General features: G+C 35.7%; 20 protein-coding genes. 12 read left to right on the top strand and 8 right to left on the bottom strand.

Annotation, left to right across the window (positions count from 1 at the left end):
- The first annotated feature begins 6 nt into the window (after positions 1 to 6).
- Entirely contained in the window at positions 7 to 510 is a 504-nt protein-coding gene (locus FJ651_RS12845; RefSeq protein ID WP_140990938.1) for a hydrolase, read from the top strand.
- Here FJ651_RS12845 and FJ651_RS12850 read toward each other — a convergent pair.
- Genes FJ651_RS12850 through FJ651_RS12865 form a run of 4 tightly spaced genes read right to left on the bottom strand, consistent with a single transcriptional unit; the run spans position 507 to position 4666 of the window.
- Positions 507 to 1160 carry an alpha/beta hydrolase gene (locus tag FJ651_RS12850; RefSeq protein WP_140990939.1) on the bottom strand — a complete coding sequence of 218 codons (654 nt, stop codon included), beginning with the start codon at positions 1158 to 1160 and terminating at the stop codon, positions 507 to 509. The two genes, FJ651_RS12845 and FJ651_RS12850, sit on opposite strands and share 4 nt — an antisense overlap.
- A 1-nt stretch (position 1161) precedes the next feature.
- Positions 1162 to 1485 (bottom strand): hypothetical protein, encoded by a 324-nt coding sequence (locus FJ651_RS12855; RefSeq protein WP_140990940.1) that lies wholly within the window; start codon positions 1483 to 1485, stop codon positions 1162 to 1164.
- Between the two features lie 2 nt (positions 1486 to 1487).
- Entirely contained in the window at positions 1488 to 2747 is a 1260-nt protein-coding gene (locus tag FJ651_RS12860; protein WP_140990941.1) for a dihydroorotase, read from the bottom strand.
- Positions 2744 to 4666 (bottom strand): BatA domain-containing protein, encoded by a 1923-nt coding sequence (locus FJ651_RS12865; protein WP_140990942.1) that lies wholly within the window; start codon positions 4664 to 4666, stop codon positions 2744 to 2746. Before FJ651_RS12865 ends, FJ651_RS12860 begins: the two co-directional genes overlap by 4 nt.
- Before the next feature lie 912 nt (positions 4667 to 5578).
- Between FJ651_RS12865 and FJ651_RS12870 the strand changes: the two genes are divergently transcribed.
- The 5 genes from FJ651_RS12870 to FJ651_RS12890 all read left to right on the top strand — a co-directional run bounded on the left by FJ651_RS12870 (position 5579) and on the right by FJ651_RS12890 (position 9813).
- Complete coding sequence (locus tag FJ651_RS12870) at positions 5579 to 5983, top strand: hypothetical protein (RefSeq protein WP_140990943.1); 405 nt, start codon at positions 5579 to 5581, stop codon at positions 5981 to 5983.
- Between the two features lie 102 nt (positions 5984 to 6085).
- Positions 6086 to 6370 (top strand): sll1863 family stress response protein, encoded by a 285-nt coding sequence (locus tag FJ651_RS12875; RefSeq protein ID WP_140990944.1) that lies wholly within the window; start codon positions 6086 to 6088, stop codon positions 6368 to 6370.
- Positions 6371 to 6523: 153 nt separating this feature from the next.
- A complete protein-coding gene (locus FJ651_RS12880) occupies positions 6524 to 7834 on the top strand; it encodes a DUF2254 domain-containing protein (protein WP_140990945.1) in 1311 nt (436 codons plus the stop codon).
- A gap of 166 nt (positions 7835 to 8000) precedes the next feature.
- The gene (locus tag FJ651_RS12885) at positions 8001 to 9125 is read left to right on the top strand and encodes an AI-2E family transporter (protein ID WP_140990946.1); all 1125 of its coding nucleotides are present in this window, start codon (positions 8001 to 8003) and stop codon (positions 9123 to 9125) included.
- A gap of 70 nt (positions 9126 to 9195) precedes the next feature.
- A complete protein-coding gene (locus FJ651_RS12890) occupies positions 9196 to 9813 on the top strand; it encodes a hypothetical protein (protein WP_140990947.1) in 618 nt (205 codons plus the stop codon).
- 74 nt (positions 9814 to 9887) lie between these two features.
- Here the strand turns inward: FJ651_RS12890 and FJ651_RS12895 are convergent, their stop codons facing one another.
- On the bottom strand, positions 9888 to 10718 hold the full coding sequence (locus tag FJ651_RS12895) for a GLPGLI family protein (RefSeq protein ID WP_140990948.1): 831 nt from the start codon (positions 10716 to 10718) through the stop codon (positions 9888 to 9890).
- Positions 10719 to 11075: 357 nt separating this feature from the next.
- Here FJ651_RS12895 and FJ651_RS15765 point away from each other — a divergent pair, with 357 nt between their 5' ends.
- The 6 genes from FJ651_RS15765 to FJ651_RS12920 all read left to right on the top strand — a co-directional run bounded on the left by FJ651_RS15765 (position 11076) and on the right by FJ651_RS12920 (position 16701).
- Complete coding sequence (locus FJ651_RS15765; RefSeq protein WP_216746148.1) at positions 11076 to 11243, top strand: hypothetical protein; 168 nt, start codon at positions 11076 to 11078, stop codon at positions 11241 to 11243.
- 8 nt (positions 11244 to 11251) lie between these two features.
- Positions 11252 to 12046, top strand: coding sequence for a cation transporter (locus tag FJ651_RS12900; RefSeq protein ID WP_140990949.1), 795 nt, complete (start codon positions 11252 to 11254; stop codon positions 12044 to 12046).
- A gap of 220 nt (positions 12047 to 12266) precedes the next feature.
- The gene (locus FJ651_RS12905) at positions 12267 to 13493 is read left to right on the top strand and encodes a serine hydrolase domain-containing protein (RefSeq protein WP_216746149.1); all 1227 of its coding nucleotides are present in this window, start codon (positions 12267 to 12269) and stop codon (positions 13491 to 13493) included.
- 26 nt (positions 13494 to 13519) lie between these two features.
- Entirely contained in the window at positions 13520 to 14737 is a 1218-nt protein-coding gene (locus FJ651_RS12910) for an alpha/beta hydrolase-fold protein (protein WP_140990951.1), read from the top strand.
- Positions 14738 to 14861: 124 nt separating this feature from the next.
- On the top strand, positions 14862 to 15602 hold the full coding sequence (locus FJ651_RS12915; RefSeq protein WP_140990952.1) for a sulfite exporter TauE/SafE family protein: 741 nt from the start codon (positions 14862 to 14864) through the stop codon (positions 15600 to 15602).
- 7 nt (positions 15603 to 15609) lie between these two features.
- A complete protein-coding gene (locus FJ651_RS12920; protein WP_140990953.1) occupies positions 15610 to 16701 on the top strand; it encodes a DUF6544 family protein in 1092 nt (363 codons plus the stop codon).
- Positions 16702 to 16743: 42 nt separating this feature from the next.
- On the opposite strand, the gene FJ651_RS12925 is transcribed toward FJ651_RS12920, so the two are convergent.
- Genes FJ651_RS12925 through FJ651_RS12935 form a run of 3 tightly spaced genes read right to left on the bottom strand, consistent with a single transcriptional unit; the run spans position 16744 to position 20225 of the window.
- The gene (locus FJ651_RS12925; protein ID WP_140990954.1) at positions 16744 to 18285 is read right to left on the bottom strand and encodes an acyl-CoA carboxylase subunit beta; all 1542 of its coding nucleotides are present in this window, start codon (positions 18283 to 18285) and stop codon (positions 16744 to 16746) included.
- Positions 18286 to 18295: 10 nt separating this feature from the next.
- Positions 18296 to 19738: an acetyl-CoA carboxylase biotin carboxylase subunit gene (gene accC / locus FJ651_RS12930; protein WP_140990955.1), complete on the bottom strand. Its 1443-nt coding sequence runs from the start codon at positions 19736 to 19738 to the stop codon at positions 18296 to 18298.
- A 1-nt stretch (position 19739) separates the two neighbouring features.
- Positions 19740 to 20225 carry an acetyl-CoA carboxylase biotin carboxyl carrier protein subunit gene (locus FJ651_RS12935; RefSeq protein WP_140990956.1) on the bottom strand — a complete coding sequence of 162 codons (486 nt, stop codon included), beginning with the start codon at positions 20223 to 20225 and terminating at the stop codon, positions 19740 to 19742.
- Positions 20226 to 20233 lie beyond the last annotated feature (8 nt).

Genomic DNA, 20233 nt, shown 5'->3' on the forward strand with positions numbered 1-20233 from the left:
TACATTATGAAAAGTAGAATTTTTATGTATCTGTTTATTTTTTCCTTGTTGCTGATTGTCTTTCAGTACATGAATTCAAAAAATATATTAGACAGTTATGAAGCTAAGATCAACAAACAACAAACAAAAATTGAAATCTTGTCTGATTCGGTGCAAAGCCTATATGATAAAAACTACGATTTAACCTTGTTTAAGATTACCAATAACGGTGATGCCCAAAATTATTACTACGATACGGGAATTGAACTCGATAAAATAGAAGATTTGGTAACCGATGCCTTATACAGTACCAATACTTACGAAGGCGAAGAACATCCGTACATCCCGTATTTATCTACTACCGATAATAAAATGATGATCAATCAGATACGTGTGGTCAATCACAAATGGGTACTGGCCAATTTTACCGATGGGAAGTTTTGGGGCGAATTGTTCTTAAACTATCAAATAGATGGCGTAGCCGTTAGCTTTGAATTAAAAGATTACATTTTGTATACTGGTGCTTTCTAAGTATACTGCTCAAGCCATTTTTTAAAGTCGAAAAAATTGGAAGGTGCCACACCATGACCAACCGGGTACTCTTTGTATACGTGGTTGATTTTTAGGGATTCTAAAAAAGGCGATGTTTTTCTCGCCCATTCCACAGGTATTACCTGATCTGAAGATCCGTGAGAACAAAAAATATGGAGTTTATCATATGACTTGGCTATTAAATCTTCAGGAAGAATGGCAGTATTCACATAGCCGCTTAAGGCGATCACATTTTTTACTTTTTCGGGGTAAGATAAGGCTACAGCGAGGCTTAAAATACAGCCTTGGCTGAAGCCAAGTAAAGTAACGTTGTTGGCATTACAATTGTAGGCTTCAACAGCCTCATCAATACATTTGGCAATTAAATCTCTTGAAGTTGCTGCCTGCTCATTGTTACTCCACTTGCCTTGTTCTGCATCAAAATTAATTTCGTACCAGGCATTGCCAAATGGCGCCATACCAAATGGTGCTCTTAACGACACAATACAATAGCGCTCATCTAATTCGCCTGCAAAACTGAACAAATCATTTTCGTCGCTGCCGTAACCGTGGCACATGATGATAAGCGGTGCATTACTTTGAAGATGTGATGGTCTGTAATTATGGGGTAAACTGAGTTGTTTAGGCATTTTATTTTAAGGTTTTAAACCATTCTTGAAATTTGGGTCCGAGATAGGGAATAAGCCGATATTGACCTCTTACGGCACCCAATAAACTATGAAACCAGGCTGCAACCGTGATAAAATACAACACAGTGCCAAAAATAGAGTCTACGTATTTTTCGGTAATGTTAGAAACGGCCAGCATGATTAAAAGTCCGATCATTTGGCGGGCGTGAAAAAACACAAATTCGTTGCGTTTTTCCATGTTCATTGTAATCCCTATGAGTAAACCTATAAAGGTGAAATAACAAATGATGGCCAGTGTTTTTCCTTCTTTTATAACAGTATCCATTTTTAACTTTGTTTGATTAATAAGTAACCGTTCGCGTAAATACCGTAGGCTTCGCCTATTAAAGTTTCATTTAAAAAACAGGTGTTTTTAGAGGTTGATAAAATCTTCTTTTCGGTAAATGTATAAGATTTATCGGGGTTAAAGAAACTTAAATCGGCCGACTCTCCTTCGTTGATGGTATTGTGGTTGAAGCCAAACCTCAATTTTCCGGCCGTGAGTAATTTAACGGTTTGCTCAGTTGAATATATTCTATTCAAGGCTCCAAAAGCACTTTCTAAGCCAATACTTCCAAACATGGCGTGATCAAATTCTACATTTTTATGCTCTATATCAATGGGGTTGTGGTCTGTGCAAACCATGTCTATGGTACCATCGTTTAGCCCTTCAATTAAGGCGTCTAAATCGGTTTGGGTGCGCAACGGCGGTAGTAATTTGTAATTGGTATTGAAATCTTTTAACAAGTCATCGGTTAGTAAGAGGTTGTGTATGGCCACGCTGCAGGTTACATCCATACCCTTTTGTTTGGCAGCTCTAATCAGCGCTACAGACTCGGCGCTTGAAATGGTTGGAATGTGCAGTTTTCCGCCTGTGTACTCTAAAATATGTAAGTTTCGGGCTATTTGAAGTGATTCGGCTAATGCCGGAATACCTTTTAACCCCAGGTGTGTACTGGCAATATGTTCGTGCATCATACCGCTACCTGCAATTTTTGATTCTTGCGAAAAATCGCATACCAAACCGCCAAAGGTATCGGCGTATTGCAGTGCAATTTTAAACAAATTTGGGTTGGCTATCGGCTTTTGATAGTCGTAAAATGCTACAGCGCCGGCATTGTGCATGTCAAACATTTCGGCCAAATCGGTACCCTTGCTTTCTTTGGTTAAAGCACCAACAGGCAGTAAGGTTACCGGTTGATTTTTAGCTTGCTGCTTTAAATAATTGATATCGGCTTTACTGTCTATTACCGGATTGGTGTTGGCATTAACCGCCACTGCCGTAAAACCTGACAATGCCGCAGTTTTTAATCCGTTGGCAAGGGTTTCGCGTTCTTCATATCCGGGTTCTCCAAAACTCACACTGCTGTCGAACCAGCCGGTTGACACATGCAAATTTTCTAAGGCTACAACCGGGTAGTTTTGGGTGTTTTCAATAGACTTAGCTATCTTATTAATGCGTTTGTTTTCAATTAAAATATCAACTGTTTCACCGTTAAATTTACTGTTGTGATCAATGATGGTGGCCGACTTTATTAAGATATTCATTTAAAAAATTTTAAGATCAGCATTTCAATTAATAAGAAGCACAGGGCAAAAATAACAAACCATTTCCATAAACCGTTTATCTCGCCCGCACTTTTTACGCTGTTAATGGCATTGACTACATTATTAAAATAATTGGCACCAACAGTATTTTGAACATCTTGGTAGTTGAGTTGGCTCTCGCTGCGGTTGTAATTATAACTCAAGTGTCCCAGCAAATTTTCTTTTAAAAGAACATCAACAATACCCGATGTTTCAGGAAATTCATTAGTGGTAATTTGCACCTTATTGTTGAATACCTGTTGCAGGGGTATTACAGACGATTCGGCATTTTTTAATGTGATAATATCGTCACCACCAATACTTACATCTATATCAATTATATTGGTGTTGCCAATGTTGTAGTAAAGCTGCGGCAGCTGTAAGCTTTGCACTGCCATGTTGTAAAATATGGGTACAATAAGCGGCGATTGTTTAAAATTAGATTGCCCATCGTTGAGTGCTGCAGAAAACACATAGACATTGTTGACCACCGATAAAAATGCGCTGTTATCTTCATAACTCAAAATAGCATTGGTATTAGACACTTTTTTAAAGTAGCTGTTAACTTTTGGGTATTGAAAGTTATCAACCGTTTTATCGAATACGCCTTCTAATAAAGGATGCGAAAAGTTGATGTTTGAAATGCGTTTATCAATTTCGAATTTGTCTGTATATGTAGGTGCGTTAAGATTGTTGAGCAAGTTATTATATTGAATTACATCGGCGTTTTCAGAAGGTATAACTACCAAATGTCCGCCATTGTCACGAAAACTTTTAAGTGAACTAATTAGGTTATTTGGGATGTTGGGCAGTTCGTTAAGCACAATTAAATTTTGATCAGCAATTAGATTGTAGTTTAAATTATCGAGCTGAAACGATTTAAAATCGAAGTCTTCACCATTATATAATTTATACAGGAAGGCATCATCGGTTTGATTAACGGCCAACACTTTTATTGTTTTGTTGCTATTGATATTGAAGTAGAAGTTGTTGTCAAAACTCAGGTAGTCATCTTCAATTTGAAGTTTGCCATTAAATTTTTGGTTGGCCGGTATTGTAAAACTAACGCTGTTGTTGTCTTCAAAATTAATGGCCGTTTTTGCCACCAAGTCGTTGAAGTTGTATAGGGCCACCGCAATTTCGATATAAGCTTTGCCTTGCCGGCTCATGAACACTTGTAATTCGTGATTGTCTAGATTGGTTTTATCAATGGCAACACTATCAATGCTAACGTTGCTGCTTTCCTGTGGTTTTAATTGCACCAGGTTAATGTTAATATCGTTTAGATTTTCAATTTTAAAAGGGTCATTTTGCTGCTGAAAATCTGAGATAATTACCAGGTTTTTACTAGTATCGGTTTGATTGCTAAACATTCTCTCGGCGTTAAGAATAGCAGCATTATATGGTAATTGTTGGGTGCTGAAATTGATGTCTATCAACTCGTTTTTAATGGCTTTTAAGCTGGTATTGGTAAAGGTTTTATCGTTGGTAAACAGCGAGATAACTTGATCTTCAGGTATGGTATTGATTAGTTCGGTAATGGCGGTATTGAGCAAAGAGCCATTGCTGCCTTTGGCCTCCATGCTGAACGAATTATCTAAGTAAATAACCGTTTCCTGTACTGTTTTAAAGTTGTTGATGTTGTTGGTAAAGGGTTGCGCAAATGCCAGAACAATGCAGGCCAGAAGTCCCATACGGGTTAATAAAACAAGCCATTTTTTTAGCTGCGAACTTTTACGTGTTTGCATTTCAAGCGCCTTCAAAAACTTAACATTGGTAAAGGCTACCTTTTTAAATCTTCGCAACTGAAACAGGTGAATAATTATTGGAATGAGCAGTAAAAGTAGCGCGTATAGTAGTTCGGGATGTTGAAACTGCATGATTTGTTTTTAACCTTTCAAAATTACGAAAATACTGATAATAAAGGGTAGGTACTATAGATTTAAGTACTCCAAATTAAAAATACCAAACTTGGTCAGGATGACTATCGGATTTGTAAAATCAATTGAAAAGTTTTAATACTGTTTAACTTAGTTTGAAACAATTTGATACACAACTTCTGTTTTTTTAATGGGTTTTGTTTGGGTTTTGTTCGAGAATTATTTTACTCAGGCTTTGGTGTATTTTTAAAAAAGCGGCTTGATCCGAGCAAATATGTTTATACTTAACTCAAACTAAAGTACTAAAATGTAAGTATGAACATAAAACAAGCTAATCGGTAAATGGACAGTGTGAAACACTTTCAAATCCCTCACTACGTATAGCTGAGACATTCACTTACAAATTCAAAACAATCCCAAAGCAGGACTAATTAACTTTAAAATTTCAGCCTTCATAAACATGAAGGATTCAATCAACTCGAAAACTATGCTAACAACCTAGCAGAACTAAAGCACTTTAATACCTGTCCAAGTTTTTAGTCTCATATCTAAACTAAATATGTTGTTAGTTTAGGCGTTTTCATCATTGGTTAAATTTTAATAAAACATCAAATCAATAAATATTTTACAGTTAAATGCTTCATTATTAATTATATTTTCATTAACTTTACAAGTATTGAATGTTTAACATACCAATATTTATATTGGGTTAATTGATTTTCGAAAATCAAACCAAAGCATCAAGTCAAAATCTTAATAATGTGGTAATTGTTTATAATTTACTAACATTCAACTGATGCAAAGACCTCCTACAAGCCATTAAATAAACATTCAAATAAGTTTGTTAATACCTCATAATTATGGGTGTTAAAGGGCGTAAGAATCTTTTGTTTTATAAAAAATATGATATCAATGAAAACAATAAATTTTTTTGCTTTTGTGGTCGTGATGATGTTCATGACGTCTTGTGCAGAAACTATTAAGTTTCCTGTATCTGAAGTAACCCCAGCGGCAGATATTACCGCTAAAGTTACAAAACAAGGTAAACCTAATTATTTGGTTACTCTTGAAGCCAACAATTTGGCAGCCCCTGAACGTTTAGAACCACCCAAAAGTATTTATGTAATATGGGCAGTTTCTGAGGCAGGTGTTGTGCGAAACGTAGGTCATTTTACTCAAGAAAACGCAGTGAAGGCAACTTATAAAGCCTCATTTCCTTATAAACCTGTTGAAGTTTTTATTACAGCAGAAACTAATGAGGGTAATTGTTTACCCGAAGGCGTAGAGATATCGAGAGTTATACTCATAAAATCTTAATGAGCATATTAAATTAAGATTATGAAGTACTGTTATAGGTTACCTTCATTTAATGAAATAACTTTTTACTAAAAACAATTATTAACTTTTAAATATATAAAAATGAATAAACAAGAATTTAAAGCCAAAGCAAGTCAAAAAATCGATGAAATTTCAGCAAAAATAAATGAGCTTAAAGCTCAAAAAGAATCGGTTAAGCAGGATGTTAAGTCGCAATTCAACGAATCACTACATGATTTGGAACTTAAAAAATCTGAATTGGAAAACAAATACGAAGATTTGCAAAATAGCTCAGAAGATAAGTGGGAAGAAGCCAAAGTCGCCTTTTCAGAGGCATCAGATTCTTTTAAAGAAGGTTTTAAGAATATAACTTCTGTATTTTCTTAATTTAGTACCACAGGACCTGCAAAGTTAGTTGAAGGTCCTGTTTTATAATGTCGCAATATTTAGAACGTATGTTACATCGTTATGGAATATTTAAAAATAAAACCAACTGTTAGTATCGATTTAAACAATTTTGAATCATAAAAATATTCCCGGATGAAAAAATTGCTATTTTATTGGAAACAGCTAAAGGCTACTTTCTGGTTTTTACCAATGCTTATCATTTCTTTTTCAATTTTTTTATCCGTTGGTCTGGTTTCCTTGGATAATAACATCAATATTTCCTTTGAAGGATGGTTGCGATTTTTTTTGGTGAATAGTTCAGATTCAGCTCGAAGTATTCTAACAACTATTTCAGGGGCAATGATAGGCGTTGCAGGTACTGTTTTTTCCGTGACATTGGTTGCCTTAACCTTGGCCTCTTCGCAATTTGGTCCGAGACTTATCAAAAACTTTATGTATGTTAAGCTCAATCAAATAGTTTTAGGGTCGTATGTTTCTACCTATTTGTACTGTTTGCTGGTATTGAATGCTATTAAAGACAATGAAAATTATACCTTCATTCCGACAATTTCAATATTTGTAGCCATATTAGCAACTGTATTCAATATTATTTTGTTGATTATATTTATTCATCAAATTGCCATTAGCATACAGGCAGATCGAGTAGTGTCGGATATTTCAAATTTTATAGAAAATCAAGTTAAGAATCTTTTTCCTGATAAAATTGGAGAGTACATGAACGAAGATATGTTTATAGATACTGCCAAAATTATTTCACAATATAAACATAGTACTATTCTTAAATCACCCAAAAGTGGTTATTTGCAAAATATAGACAATCAGGCACTTTTAAAGATTGTTGAAAAACATGATTCGCTAATAGAGATAAATTATAAAACGGGCGATTTTTTCGTTAAAGATCTTGAAATTGGTGTAATTCATTCGCATGAGTTGTGGGAAGAAAATGCCATTAATCAACTTATAGGTCAATTTGTTATTGGTAAAACAAAAACATCGCAGCAAGACATTGAATTTTCCATTCATCAAATGGTTGAAATTGCTGCCAGAGCACTTTCAACCGGTGTGAACGATCCCTATACAGCCATTTCTTGTGTTGATCATCTAACAGCAGTAATGTGCTATTTAGCCGAAGCCCAGTTTCCTTCAAAGTACCGTTACGACCAATCAAAACAACTAAGAGTAATTGCCGAAAATTTAGATTTTGAAGGGGTTTTAGATGCAGCGTTTAATCAAATTAGACAATTTTCAACCGGAAGCACAGCTGTTATCATAAGACTGATGGAGGCGCAAATCACAATTTTAAAATTCACAAAAACTAAAAGTCATAAAAAAGCACTGATCAAGCATGCTGAAATGATTTTAACAGTTGGTAAACAAACCATAAAAGAAAAGAATGATCTTGATGATCTTGAAGAAAGAGCTAAAAAGATTTTAAATAATTAAACTTGTAAACATTAGTATGAATGTTTATTTGTAACAACAAACTTTAATAAATTAATTAGAAGTTATAACGCAAAATCAAAATATATGCAGGTTGAATGGCATTAAACGGTCAAAACATAGCAATAAAATAAAAAAAAGCTCCGGTATAACAACATAAATGACTCTTATGAATCTTTCAATTCAGAAACTTTTTTTTTCGGTTGCGACAGTTTTTGGACTGTTTGCAATTTTAATTCTGGCTAAATCAATACTCATACCTTTAGCTTTTGCCTTATTGTTTGCCTTTATTTTATACCCAATGGTGAAAAAGTTTCAAAAATGGGGTTTAAATGATATTTTGTCGGCTTTTATTTCAATCATCTCAGTCATATTGTTGTTGGGCGGAGTTATTTATTTGTTTTCGTCACAATTAATGTTACTATCACAAGAGTTTTCAAAATTTAACGACAAAATCATCAATGCTTTTGCTAAACTTAGTATTTATATTAACGATCATAGTAGTTTCTCTAAAGAAATAGACGAAGATCAAATATTTAACAGTACCAAAGATTGGCTGTTTGAGTCTTCCGGTGCCATTATAGAAAAGACTTTTACAAATACTACGGCCTTTATTGCCGGTTTAACCCTAACCATAATTTTCACCTTTTTAATTTTATTGTACCGAAATGGACTTATCATTGCGTTGAGTGCTTTTTCTTCACAAGAAAATAAAACTTCGGTAGTAGCCATGTATAAGTCCATACAACAGGTAGGTCAAAAATATCTAGGCGGAATGTTAACAGTGTTATTAATTATAGGATTAGCAAATTCTATAGGCTTGTGGATTATAGGTATTGATAGTCCGTTTCTTTTTGGTTTTTTAGGAGCAATGTTATCTATTGTTCCATATGTGGGAACTGTTTCAGGAGCCATTATCCCCATGCTGCACGCTTTTGCATCTAATGAGTCTTTATGGGTTTTATTTTCTATTGGTATTTTGTTTTGGTTTGTACAAATAATAACCGATAACTTTTTAAGTCCGAAAATTATTGGAAATCATGTAAAAATAAATCCGTTTGCAGCGATATTATGTTTAATCATTGGTGCTTCGGTTTGGGGCATTGCAGGCATGATTTTATTTTTGCCTTACACGGCGATGTTTAAGGTGGTTTGCGAAAATTATAAGGAACTACAACCAATAGGACTTTTAATAGGAGATAAAAATTATGGCGAAAGCACTACTATTAAATTTGAATGGTTTAAAAAGATTAAAAATAAAATTTTAAACTTATTTAAAACAGTTAGAGAATGAGCATCTACCATTATTTAAAATCTGCATCATCATTTGATAAAATGCTTAATTTTAATTCAAGATTTTAAGAATGACTGGAAATATGATTTTTAAAAGCGTACTGATAATAAGTCTGTACACCTCAATTGGCAGCTTTGCTCAATCTTATGATGCTTTAGATTACCTGGTGTTGAAAACCGGCGATACGCTTTATGGCAAGATTGAATATAAAAAAGATACCGGTGTAAATTATAAATATTTGAATAAAATAAGATTGACAAATGCACTTGGTAAACAAAAAAGATATAAAAGAGATCAAGTGGTAGCGTTCAGCACTAATAATTTTATTTACGAAGGTTTTTGGTTAAATCAAGAGTCAGAAAGCTTGGTTTTATTGAATCCCAGGTACGAAATTGATGATAAAAATGGCGGCTATTATTTTTTGAAGGTTATGAGTAAAGGTACTTTAAGTTATTATCAATTAGAATGGTGGGAGCAAGGTGAGTCTTTGTTAATGTCTATGGATTTACTTAAAAAAGAAAAAGACCAATTTTTTATCAGAGCTACCCAAGGTTTATTTGGATTAAAAAGGAAAGTATTATCCAGTTATTTTAACGGCTGTCCTAGTTTAGCACAAAAAATTCAGCAAAAACAACTCAATCAAGTTTTTCAGGTTGTCGATTATTACAATAACAATTGTGTTAAATAGTTTATCAAAGACTTGCTAAATCTTATAATACATCAGTAAATTTAAATATTTGATGTTGTAGCTTAACATAAATATTATCCGCGTCCTCTTCCCATGCGGTTATCGCGCATTTCAACCATTTTAATTTGAATGGTTTCTCTGTAGTCTGTTTTATTAATTTCTTTGCCTTTTTCCGGAGCTTCTATTACTAATTTGGTTTGTGGATTAATTACAATCTTAGAGCATAAAATAGTTGTATTTCCTGTGCTAACTTCTAAAATAAGTCCCGGTAAACCCCAGTACTCAAGTGGTCCTTGGCTAACAGGAATTTGAGGGGTATACCAAGCTTCCACCTCAATCATGGGTTCTTCTGTTTCTTTGGCCTCTTCCGATGATTCAGTATTATCAGTATTTCTTAAATCGCTCCATGAAAAATCATACCAGGTTAATTCAGATTTTGGTATCATTGCCGTAGCTTTAAAACACATGTAGTTTCCTACTTGTTTTGATTCCGTGCCCATTACCCAATTAAAATTTGGTAACTTATCTTTAACTAAAAACTTTTTACCGTAAAACTCCTGGCTTTGTGTAACTGTTTGTTCTTTGATATTTTTATACTGGTCACCAGGCGAAAAGTTTTTCCCCCAAGAATCGGTAGCCCCCGAAATAGCGTCAAGTTTCTCCTCTTCTTTGGTAAACGACGCTTCTTTGCTAAAGTTTAATACGTAGGTTTTTTGTAACCTGTTTTTTAAGCGCTCCTCTATTTGCTTTTTCTGTCCATCGGTCATGGTTGCTCCAAAATTTCCCAACTCTAATCTCGATTTGGTCAAATAAATGGCTTGTCCTTGAAATTCTTGGGCATTAGCTGAAAAAAAACTGAACCAAACAAGAAGTATGACGCTTGTTTTAACCAACATTGATTTCATAATTGAATCTATTTTGTTTGATAAAAGTACCAAATAATTAAACATAATTAGCTTTTTATCATAATATTAACAGTAAAGTCATTTCAAAAATTTCAATTAAGCAAGATTTGAGACAAGATAACTACTAGTCTTATTTATGAATTTTAGTTGTCTTTAAATTATTCATAATCATAATTTAAGAAATAGATATTACTTAGAGATTTATCATCTAAACCTTTTAAACTGTTAATGCAATTGATGCCTTATGCAGCAACATAACATGTCAGTCAACGTTAAAAGATAGATTTAAATGATGAAGGTTATATTGCGAGTTTCACTATATTCGTAACAGTGGATCGTGGCTTAAATCAAATTACCTTGTTAAAGAAAAACAGATTAAAATTATTGTTTGCTGTTATACTTATTTTAGGACTGGTTTTGCTGGTTTACATGATATTAATAGAAGATGAACCCGGCGCTTTGCCATTATTACTTGCATTAATTGGCGCCTTAGGTTTGATTTACAGCAGGTTTAAATCTACCTGAATATTTTTATGAATCAATCACTTTTTAGCATCTCTCAAATGGATTGCCCTTCTGAAGAAAATCTAATCAGAATGCAGTTATCTGCTATCGAGGGAATTCAACATTTAGATTTTGATCTTGCAAAAAGAGAGTTAAAAGTTTACCACACGGGAGAAGTTCAGCTCATCACATCGGCATTAAGCAATCTTAATTTAGGAGCAAAACATGTAAGTACTGTTAACAGCGACATTGTTGCATTTGAGGAAAGCAACCAGCAACGACAACTACTTTGGACCGTTTTAGCCATTAATTTCACATTTTTTATTGTTGAAATTATTGCCGGACTTCTATATAAATCTATGGGTCTTGTGGCCGATAGTTTAGATATGTTGGCCGATAGTTTTGTTTATGCCATAAGTTTGTTTGCAGTAGGAAAATCGATTGTTAAGAAAAAAACCATCGCCACCATTGCCGGATATTTTCAAATCATTCTGGCTTTAATCGGTTTTGGTGAAGTACTGCGACGTTTTTTTGGGTCAGAGCAAATGCCAAATTTTTCTGTCATGATAGTGGTGTCAATTTGCGCACTTGTTGCTAATGGCTATTGTTTGTATTTGTTTCAAAAGTCAAAAAGTAAAGAAGAAGCGCACATGAAAGCCAGTATGATTTTCACATCCAACGATGTAATTATAAACATTGGCGTAATTACGGCAGGTTTACTGGTGTTTTGGTTGGAATCAAATAAACCAGATTTAATTGTTGGCACTATTGTTTTTGTAGTAGTAATTATCGGTGCTTTAAAAATTTTGAAATTGGGAAGGTAAAGTCATGTTTTAGAATTAATATATCATTGTTAATTTATTTTAGGTCAGTCTGAATATATAATTATATGCGCTTTTAAAAATTAAGTACTGATTTATAGATTTTTGTATCTTTAAACATTGTTAACCTTTACTATAACCCCTTAGTATAACTTCCATGTTATTATTCCTGACAAAAAATTCAAAATTTTCATATTTAAAAAAAGTAAATACATCATTTTTTATGATTTGTATGGTTATGAGTAGTATGCACGCTCAAAACTATAACGATTTTACAAAGCCCCAAAGAGATGCCATTCATCAGCAGTGGAATTTGGATAACTGGGATAACGGTGGAGAACTCTCAAGATATACCTTTTTAAATATGACCGAGTTTTGGACTCATGCCATCATTAATAAAAAAGGAAATTCTAATCCACTAACTGTAAAATACCTACCCGAGATTGCCAATTTTATAACCCTTTCAGAAAAAGGTGAATTAGCTTTAAAAGATTACGTAAATGTTGCTCCTGTAGATGGCATGATTATATTGCATAACAACGCGATTGTTTACGAAGCTTATCCACGAATGCTTCCTGAAGAAAAACATGTTTACATGTCGGTTACCAAAATTGTGATTTCTACACTCGTTGCCATTTTAGAAGATCGCGGTGTTATTGATGTTTCAAAACCTATCGATTTTTATTTACCTGAATTAAAGGGAAGCGGTTGGCAGGGTGCTGCCGTTCTCGATATTTTAGACATGGCGTCGGGGATTGATTGCCTAGAATCTGTGGAAGGTGCCTACGAAAACCCCGAAAAATGCATCTACCAATATGAGGCCACCTTAGGTTTTTTAAGAGCTACCGATGCCACTCCTAAAAATACCATGGACCATATCAAATCGTTAAAATCGCAAAAACCTGCAGGAAAGAGGTTTGAATACACTTCTGTTAACACCTTTGTTTTATCTGAATTGATTGAAAGGGTTACCAATCTCTCATTAGCAAAAAATATCGAAACTAAAATTTGGCAGAAAATGGGAGCAGACACCGGTGCTGTCATGGCGCAGCAAAAAGGCGTGCCCATTGCTCATGCAGGATTGAGTTCCACTTTGAGAGATTTGGCCAGGTTTGGAAATTTGTTTTTAAATGCTGAAAATAATAACAGTCTTATTTCAAGTCGTTATCTCAACAACATTCAGCAGAACGGTCGTTCGGAAATATACGCTGAAAACTGGCCGCCGGAGGATAGGCTTTTGCAAGACGCGCCAAGACATAATACTTACCAATGGGATATGGTAATGCACGACGGTGATTTTTACAAGGAAGGTTTTGGAGGTCAAGGACTTTATATCTCACCATCCAGAAATTTGGTGATTGCCTTTTTTGGGGCACCCGATGACAGCGGTAACACACATGAGCTTCCAAAAATTGCCAGACAATTAGCCAAATCAGGAATGTTTGAATAAATGAAAGAAATCTAAATATCAAACTGATGAATAAAATTTTTAGAAACAAAATCGCAGTTTTATCATTATTGTTACTGTGTACTATTTCAACAGGTTTTTCACAGAAATTTTCATTGTATTCTGATGATAAAATGGATTTTCAAACCAGTTATTTAAACGAACCTATTTCAATAAACCTTCATCTGCCCGAGGCATATTTTGACGCTGCAGATAGCACCAAATTCCCTGTGATTATCATTTTAGACAGTCAGCATAGTCGTAGCTATCCACAAATTATGAGTGCCATTGATTTGCTCACCTCAGAAACCCAAATGCCCGAAAGTATTGTGGTTGGTATTCCGTTTAATATGAATAATCGCTATTATTTTACATCGACTCAAACAAAATCAAATGATTCGCTTTCAGGTATTGAACGCATGAACAGGTTTATATTTTCTGAGTTATTGCCCAAACTGCAAAACAGCTATAAGGCTCATACCTATACCACAATGATAGGTCATTCAAGAACCGCATTTTTAGTGAATTATCTTAGCTCTAATAATCCGAAACGCGTCAATAATGCCATTTCGTTGAGCGGATTTTTTGATGATGCAATTTTGAGCCTTCAACAATTCAGGCAGTTTTTATCTGAACCGGCCAACTTTTCTCAACCATTTAAATATTACTATTACGCTGGCACCACTTTGGAAGAGCGTACCTATTTAAATGAATTTGGCGAATTAAACCAACTGCTTCAAACAACAATACTGCCTGAAATGGTTAGTGCCAGCTACAAGGAAATAGCCAACGCCAACCATATGACCAATTACTGGATTCCGGTGCCTGAAATACTGGTAGATATTTTTAAATCGTATAACAATGTTCTCGATACTTGGTTGCAAGTAAAAATTCAAGGTGAAGCCATTTCTGAACCCGTTAAAGTTTTCGCTACAGATTTAAATGCTGCTGGAAATGAATTGGGTTTTGAGGTAAATCCGAATTTAACACATATCTATTCGTTGTTAAACCATTACCGATATCAAAACAGCGATTTTAAGACCGCTATTGATTTTGTGGATTACGGATTGTCTTATTTCCCTAAATGCAAAGATCTACATATTGAAATGATAGAGCTTTACAAAGCACTTGACGACCAAGAAAATGCAGAAGTCTATAAAATTCTGCTAAAAAATTTAGTTTTGAATGACGCCAATTTATCAAAGGAACAACAAGATGAATACCTTAACTATTTAACCCAACAATAACATCATGATGGTTATCCTAATTACCAAAATATAATTTCTTATTTCATTGATTATATGGTCGTTTGTAGTACATTGTGTTTTTTGATATTTAGAGAGTATTATAATTAAACATTGAATCTGAAGCTTGAAAGACGTTAACTATATATTCTTACTATTAGCATTTTTAGCTGAAGTTATTGGCACCATTGGCGGTTTTGGTTCTTCAGTATTTTTTGTGCCGCTTGGCAATTTTTATTTCGATTTTTATTCTGTGTTGGGTCTCACTGCTATATTTCACTTATCCAGTAATTTAAGTAAGATATTTTTATTCAAGAAGGGACTTAATAAACAGTTAATTATCAATATTGGGTTGCCTTCTGTGATTTTCGTAATTGTTGGTGGTATCCTGTCAAAATATGTTGATAGTTTTTTATTAGAGATTATTTTGGGATTATTTCTAATAGGCTTTAGTTTATTGTTTTTAATTAAGAGTGAACTTGAGTTTGCTCCAAACCGCAAAAATGCCATTTTTGGTGGGGTTTTTTCAGGTTTCTCGGCAGGTCTTCTCGGTACCGGTGGCGCCATTAGAGGCCTTACCATGGCAGCGTTTAATTTGGAAAAGAGTGTTTTTGTGGCCACCTCGGCGTTTATTGATTTTATGATTGATTTTTCACGAACGTTCGTGTATTATAAAAACGGTTATATACACGCCCACGATTTGAAATATGTACCTTATTTGCTGATTATAGGGTTGATTGGTACGTATTTGGGTAAAAAAATTCTTAACTTTATACCACAGTCTAAGTTCAGAAGGCTTTCTTTGGGCTTTATCTTAATAATCGGTCTTGTTACAGTTGGTAAAATTTTAATAGACAATAAGATATAAAAATAATATGAGAATCTTATTTGTTGTAGTGATTATTATTCACGCCGCGATACATCTCTTAGGCTTTGTAAAAGGTTTTGAATTTAAAGAAGTCAAGTCCTTAACCATGCCAATTTCTAAAACTGCCGGAATATTCTGGCTTTTGGCAACTGTCTTGCTCTTGTTTTATGCTATTTCTTTTATGCTCAACCATAAATATCAATGGATATTTGGTTTTGTTGCTGTTGCGATTTCCCAATTGTTAATCATCTTTTTCTGGAAAGACGCCAAATTCGGCACCATCGCCAACTTGATGATTTTGGTAGTGGTATTGGTAACGTTTGGAAAGCATCAATTTCAATCTATGGTTGAAAAGGAAAGTCAAATTATTTTAAAGTCAACTGCTTCAAATAATAATCTGCTCGTAACTAAACAGTCTTTGGATTCAGTGCCATTGCCTGTAGAAAGATGGTTAATCCGCTCCGGCGTGGTTGATAAGCCATATGCAACAAGCGCTAAGGTCGCGCAGACCTTGCAATTAAAAATGAAACCCGATCAAGAGCAATGGCTATCTGCAAATGCTAATCAAATTAGCAATTTACAAGAACCGGCTTTCATTTGGAGCGTTGAGGTTAAAATGAATCCTTTTTTGAATTTTTACGGCAGAGATAAATTAATAAATGGCAATGGCACTATGCTCATTAAATTGAATGCACTGTTTAATATTGTCAACGAAACCGGACCCAAAATTAGTGAAGGTAGCATGCAGCGTTATTTAGGTGAAATGGTATGGTTTCCAACACTGGCTTTAAGCGACTATGTGAGTTGGCAATCCGTAAACGATTCAACTGCCATCGCTACTCTTAATTACATGGAAAAACATGTCAGTGGCACTTTTAGCTTTAATTCTGAAGGTGATTTTATTCAATTTTCAACCTTCCGATTTATGGGAAATGATCCCAATTCTCAGCGTTACGAATGGGTTTTAAAGGTGCAAGATTATAATATTTTTGAAGGTATCAAAATACCTAGTAAAATGACTGCTACCTGGAAATTAACTGCAGGTGACTGGACCTGGCTGAAATTGCAGATTGATGATGTAAACTATATTGATGAATGAACAAAAAACCCCACCGAAAAGGCAGGGTTTTTTATATCAATTTTATAAAGGAATATTCCCGTGTTTGCGCTTAGGACGGTTTACCTCTTTATTCTGAAGCATAGCGAACGCTTTAATCAACTTTCTTCGTGTATATTTTGGCTCAATAACTTCGTCGATAAATCCGCGTTCTGCAGCACTGTAAGGATTGGCAAATAATTCGGCATACTCGGCTTCTTTGGCTTTCCACTCTGCTTCAGGATCTTTTGCGCTTTGAATGTCTTTTTTGAAGATAATTTCAGCAGCACCTTTGGCACCCATCACAGCAATTTCGGCGGTTGGCCATGCAAAATTCATATCGGCACCAATGTGTTTAGAGTTCATCACATCATAAGCACCACCGTAAGCTTTTCTGGTAATTACGGTAACACGCGGCACTGTGGCTTCACTAAAAGCGTAGAGTAGTTTGGCGCCGTTGGTGATGATGCCGTTCCATTCCTGGTCGGTTCCCGGTAAAAATCCGGGTACATCTTCCAATACCAACAATGGAATATTAAAAGCATCGCAGAATCGTACAAATCGCGCACCTTTTTTGGAACTTTTCACGCCTAAAACTCCGGCCAAAAACATGGGTTGATTAGCTACTATGCCAACGCTTTGTCCGCCGAGACGCGCAAAGCCAACGATGATATTTTCGGCGTAGTCTTTTTGTATTTCATAAAACGAACCTTCATCAATAATACCTTCAATTACCTGGTGCATATCGTAAGGTTTATTGGGATTATCGGGTACAATGTCTTCCAAAACCTCTCTAATTTCATCACCCGGCGTAAACGCTAATTTTACAGGAGTTTCACGATTGCTTTGAGGCAAATAACTTAAAAGTCGCTTAAGGCTTTCCAAACACGCTACGTCATTAGCTTCGGTAACGTGTGCAACGCCCGATTTGGTGGCGTGAACACTGGCACCGCCCAATTCTTCGCTGGTTACATTTTCGTTGGTAACTGTTTTAACCACGTTAGGTCCGGTTACAAACATGTAACTGGTGTTTTCAACCATTATGGTAAAATCTGTCATGGCCGGAGAATACACGGCGCCTCCGGCACATGGTCCCATAATAGCAGACAATTGAGGTATCACTCCCGATGCCTGAACATTTCTATAAAAAATATCTGCATAACCGCCAAGTGAGCGCACACCTTCCTGTATACGAGCGCCACCTGAGTCGTTTAAACCAACTATTGGGGCACCAACTTTCACTGCCAAATCCATGACTTTACAAATTTTTTCGGCATGGGTTTCAGATAAACTTCCTCCAAAAACGGTAAAATCCTGCGCAAATACATAGGTGAGTCGGCCATTAACGGTGCCAAAACCGGTGACTACACCGTCGCCGTAGAACTTTTGGTTTTCCATGCCAAAATCTTTGGTTCGGTGGGTAACCAGGGCGCCAATTTCTTCAAAAGTGCCTTCATCTAAAAAATAGTCTATGCGCTCTCTAGCGGTTAGTTTTTTATTGTCGTGCTGGCGCTGAATACGCGCTTCACCGCCACCTATTCTGGCAAGTTCCAGTTTTTGTTTTAAAGTTTCTATTTTAGAATTCATTGTACAGATTTTAGAGGTTAGGTAATCTTAGAAGTTCACGGTCTTTATTGTAGTGATAAAGCGCCACTAAAGCAGCAATATGCGCTTCTTTTTCCTGCTGTGCAGCCAGCATTTCGGGGGAGTAATAATTTTTCACGAAATGTGTGTCGAATTTACCTGAAATAAAGGCCTCGTGTTCGCAAACAAATCGGCCGAAAGGCAAAGTGGTTTGCACACCTTCAACCAAATAATTATTGATGGCTTGTCTCATCAACTGTATGGCTTCGTTGCGATTACTGCCATAAGTGATAAGCTTAGATAACATGGGGTCGTAATAAATAGGAATATCCATACCTTCTTCAAACCCATTATCTACCCGAATGCCTTCACCAACGGGCAGACGATAGGTACTTAAATTACCTACCGAAGGCAAAAAGTCGTTAAGTGGATCTTCGGCATAAACCCGAAGTTCTAAGGCATGACCTTTAATTTTAAGGTCTTCTTGCTTCATTGGCAGTTTTTCGCCCCGCGCAACCAAAATTTGAAGTTCCACAAGATCAACACCGGTAATAAGTTCGGTTACGGGATGTTCTACCTGCAAGCGCGTATTCATTTCAAGGAAATAAAAGTTGAGGTCGGCATCCATCAAAAACTCAACGGTTCCGGCGCCAACATAATCGCAAGATTTGGCTACGTTTACTGCAGCTTCGCCCATTTTGGCGCGTAATTCGGGCGTTAAAACACACGATGGTGCTTCTTCAACTACCTTTTGATGGCGTCTTTGTATGCTACATTCGCGTTCAAAAAAGTAAAGCACATTGCCATGTGTATCGGCCATGATTTGAATTTCGATATGTCGCGGTGAGGTGACGTATTTTTCAATAAAAACCGAACCGTCTCCAAAGGCAGATGTGGCTTCGCTGATAGCACGTGTCATCTGAGATTCAAGTTCATCGGAATGACTTACAATACGCATTCCTTTGCCACCGCCACCGGCTGAGGCTTTTATTAATATAGGATAACCAATCTCGTTGGCAATATTTTTAGCCAGTTCTACATCGGTAATGGCGCGGTCAATTCCCGGAACCATAGGAATGTTATAATGGCTTACGGTTTCTTTGGCAGCGAGTTTACTACCCATAACGCGAATGGCCTTTGAGCCCGGACCAATAAAAGTGATGCCGTTTTTTTCGACCAATTCGGCAAATTCGGCATTTTCTGATAAAAATCCGTATCCCGGATGAATGCCATCTACATGCAATTGCTTGGCAACTTCTATAATTTTATCACCTCGAAGGTAAGATTCGCTCGATGGCGCTTTACCAATGCACACAGCTTCGTCTGCAAATTTAACGTGTGGCGAATATCGGTCGGCTTCAGAAAAAACGGCTACCGTTTTAATACCCATTTGTTTGGCTGTGCGCATGACTCTTATGGCAATTTCGCCTCGGTTGGCTACTAGTATCTTCTTCATTTTATTCAAATTCTATTAATAATTGATTTTTATCTACGGCTGCACCTTTTTTAACAGCAACCGATTTAATAACGCCATCGCGAGGAGAAGTAATGCTGTTTTCCATTTTCATGGCTTCTAAAATTAACAAGGTGTCATTTTCTTTAACGGTATCACCAGCCTTAACCGAAATATCTAAAATAAGTCCGGGCATTGGAGCCTTAATCTGATTAACTTTTTTACTGCTGGCCGTGCTCAATCCCATTTGTTCTATAAGTTGGTCCAGTGCATTGGATATTTGTACCGTATAGATGGTGCCTTGTACTTTTAAAGTGTAAGTTTTTTGATTGTAATTTTTGTCTATGAGCTCAACATGGTACGATTGATTGTTGTAAAGCAGATGTACCGTGTTTTTGCCTGCGGGAATCACATCTAAATCTGCTACAGATTGATGCGAAATCTGCTGCTTAATTTGCTGGTTGATGGTTACATTATAATTTGTTGTCATATAAATTG

Origin of the sequence: Paucihalobacter ruber, assembly GCF_006494535.1 — a bacterium.
Classification (GTDB): Bacteria; Bacteroidota; Bacteroidia; order Flavobacteriales; family Flavobacteriaceae; genus Paucihalobacter; species Paucihalobacter ruber.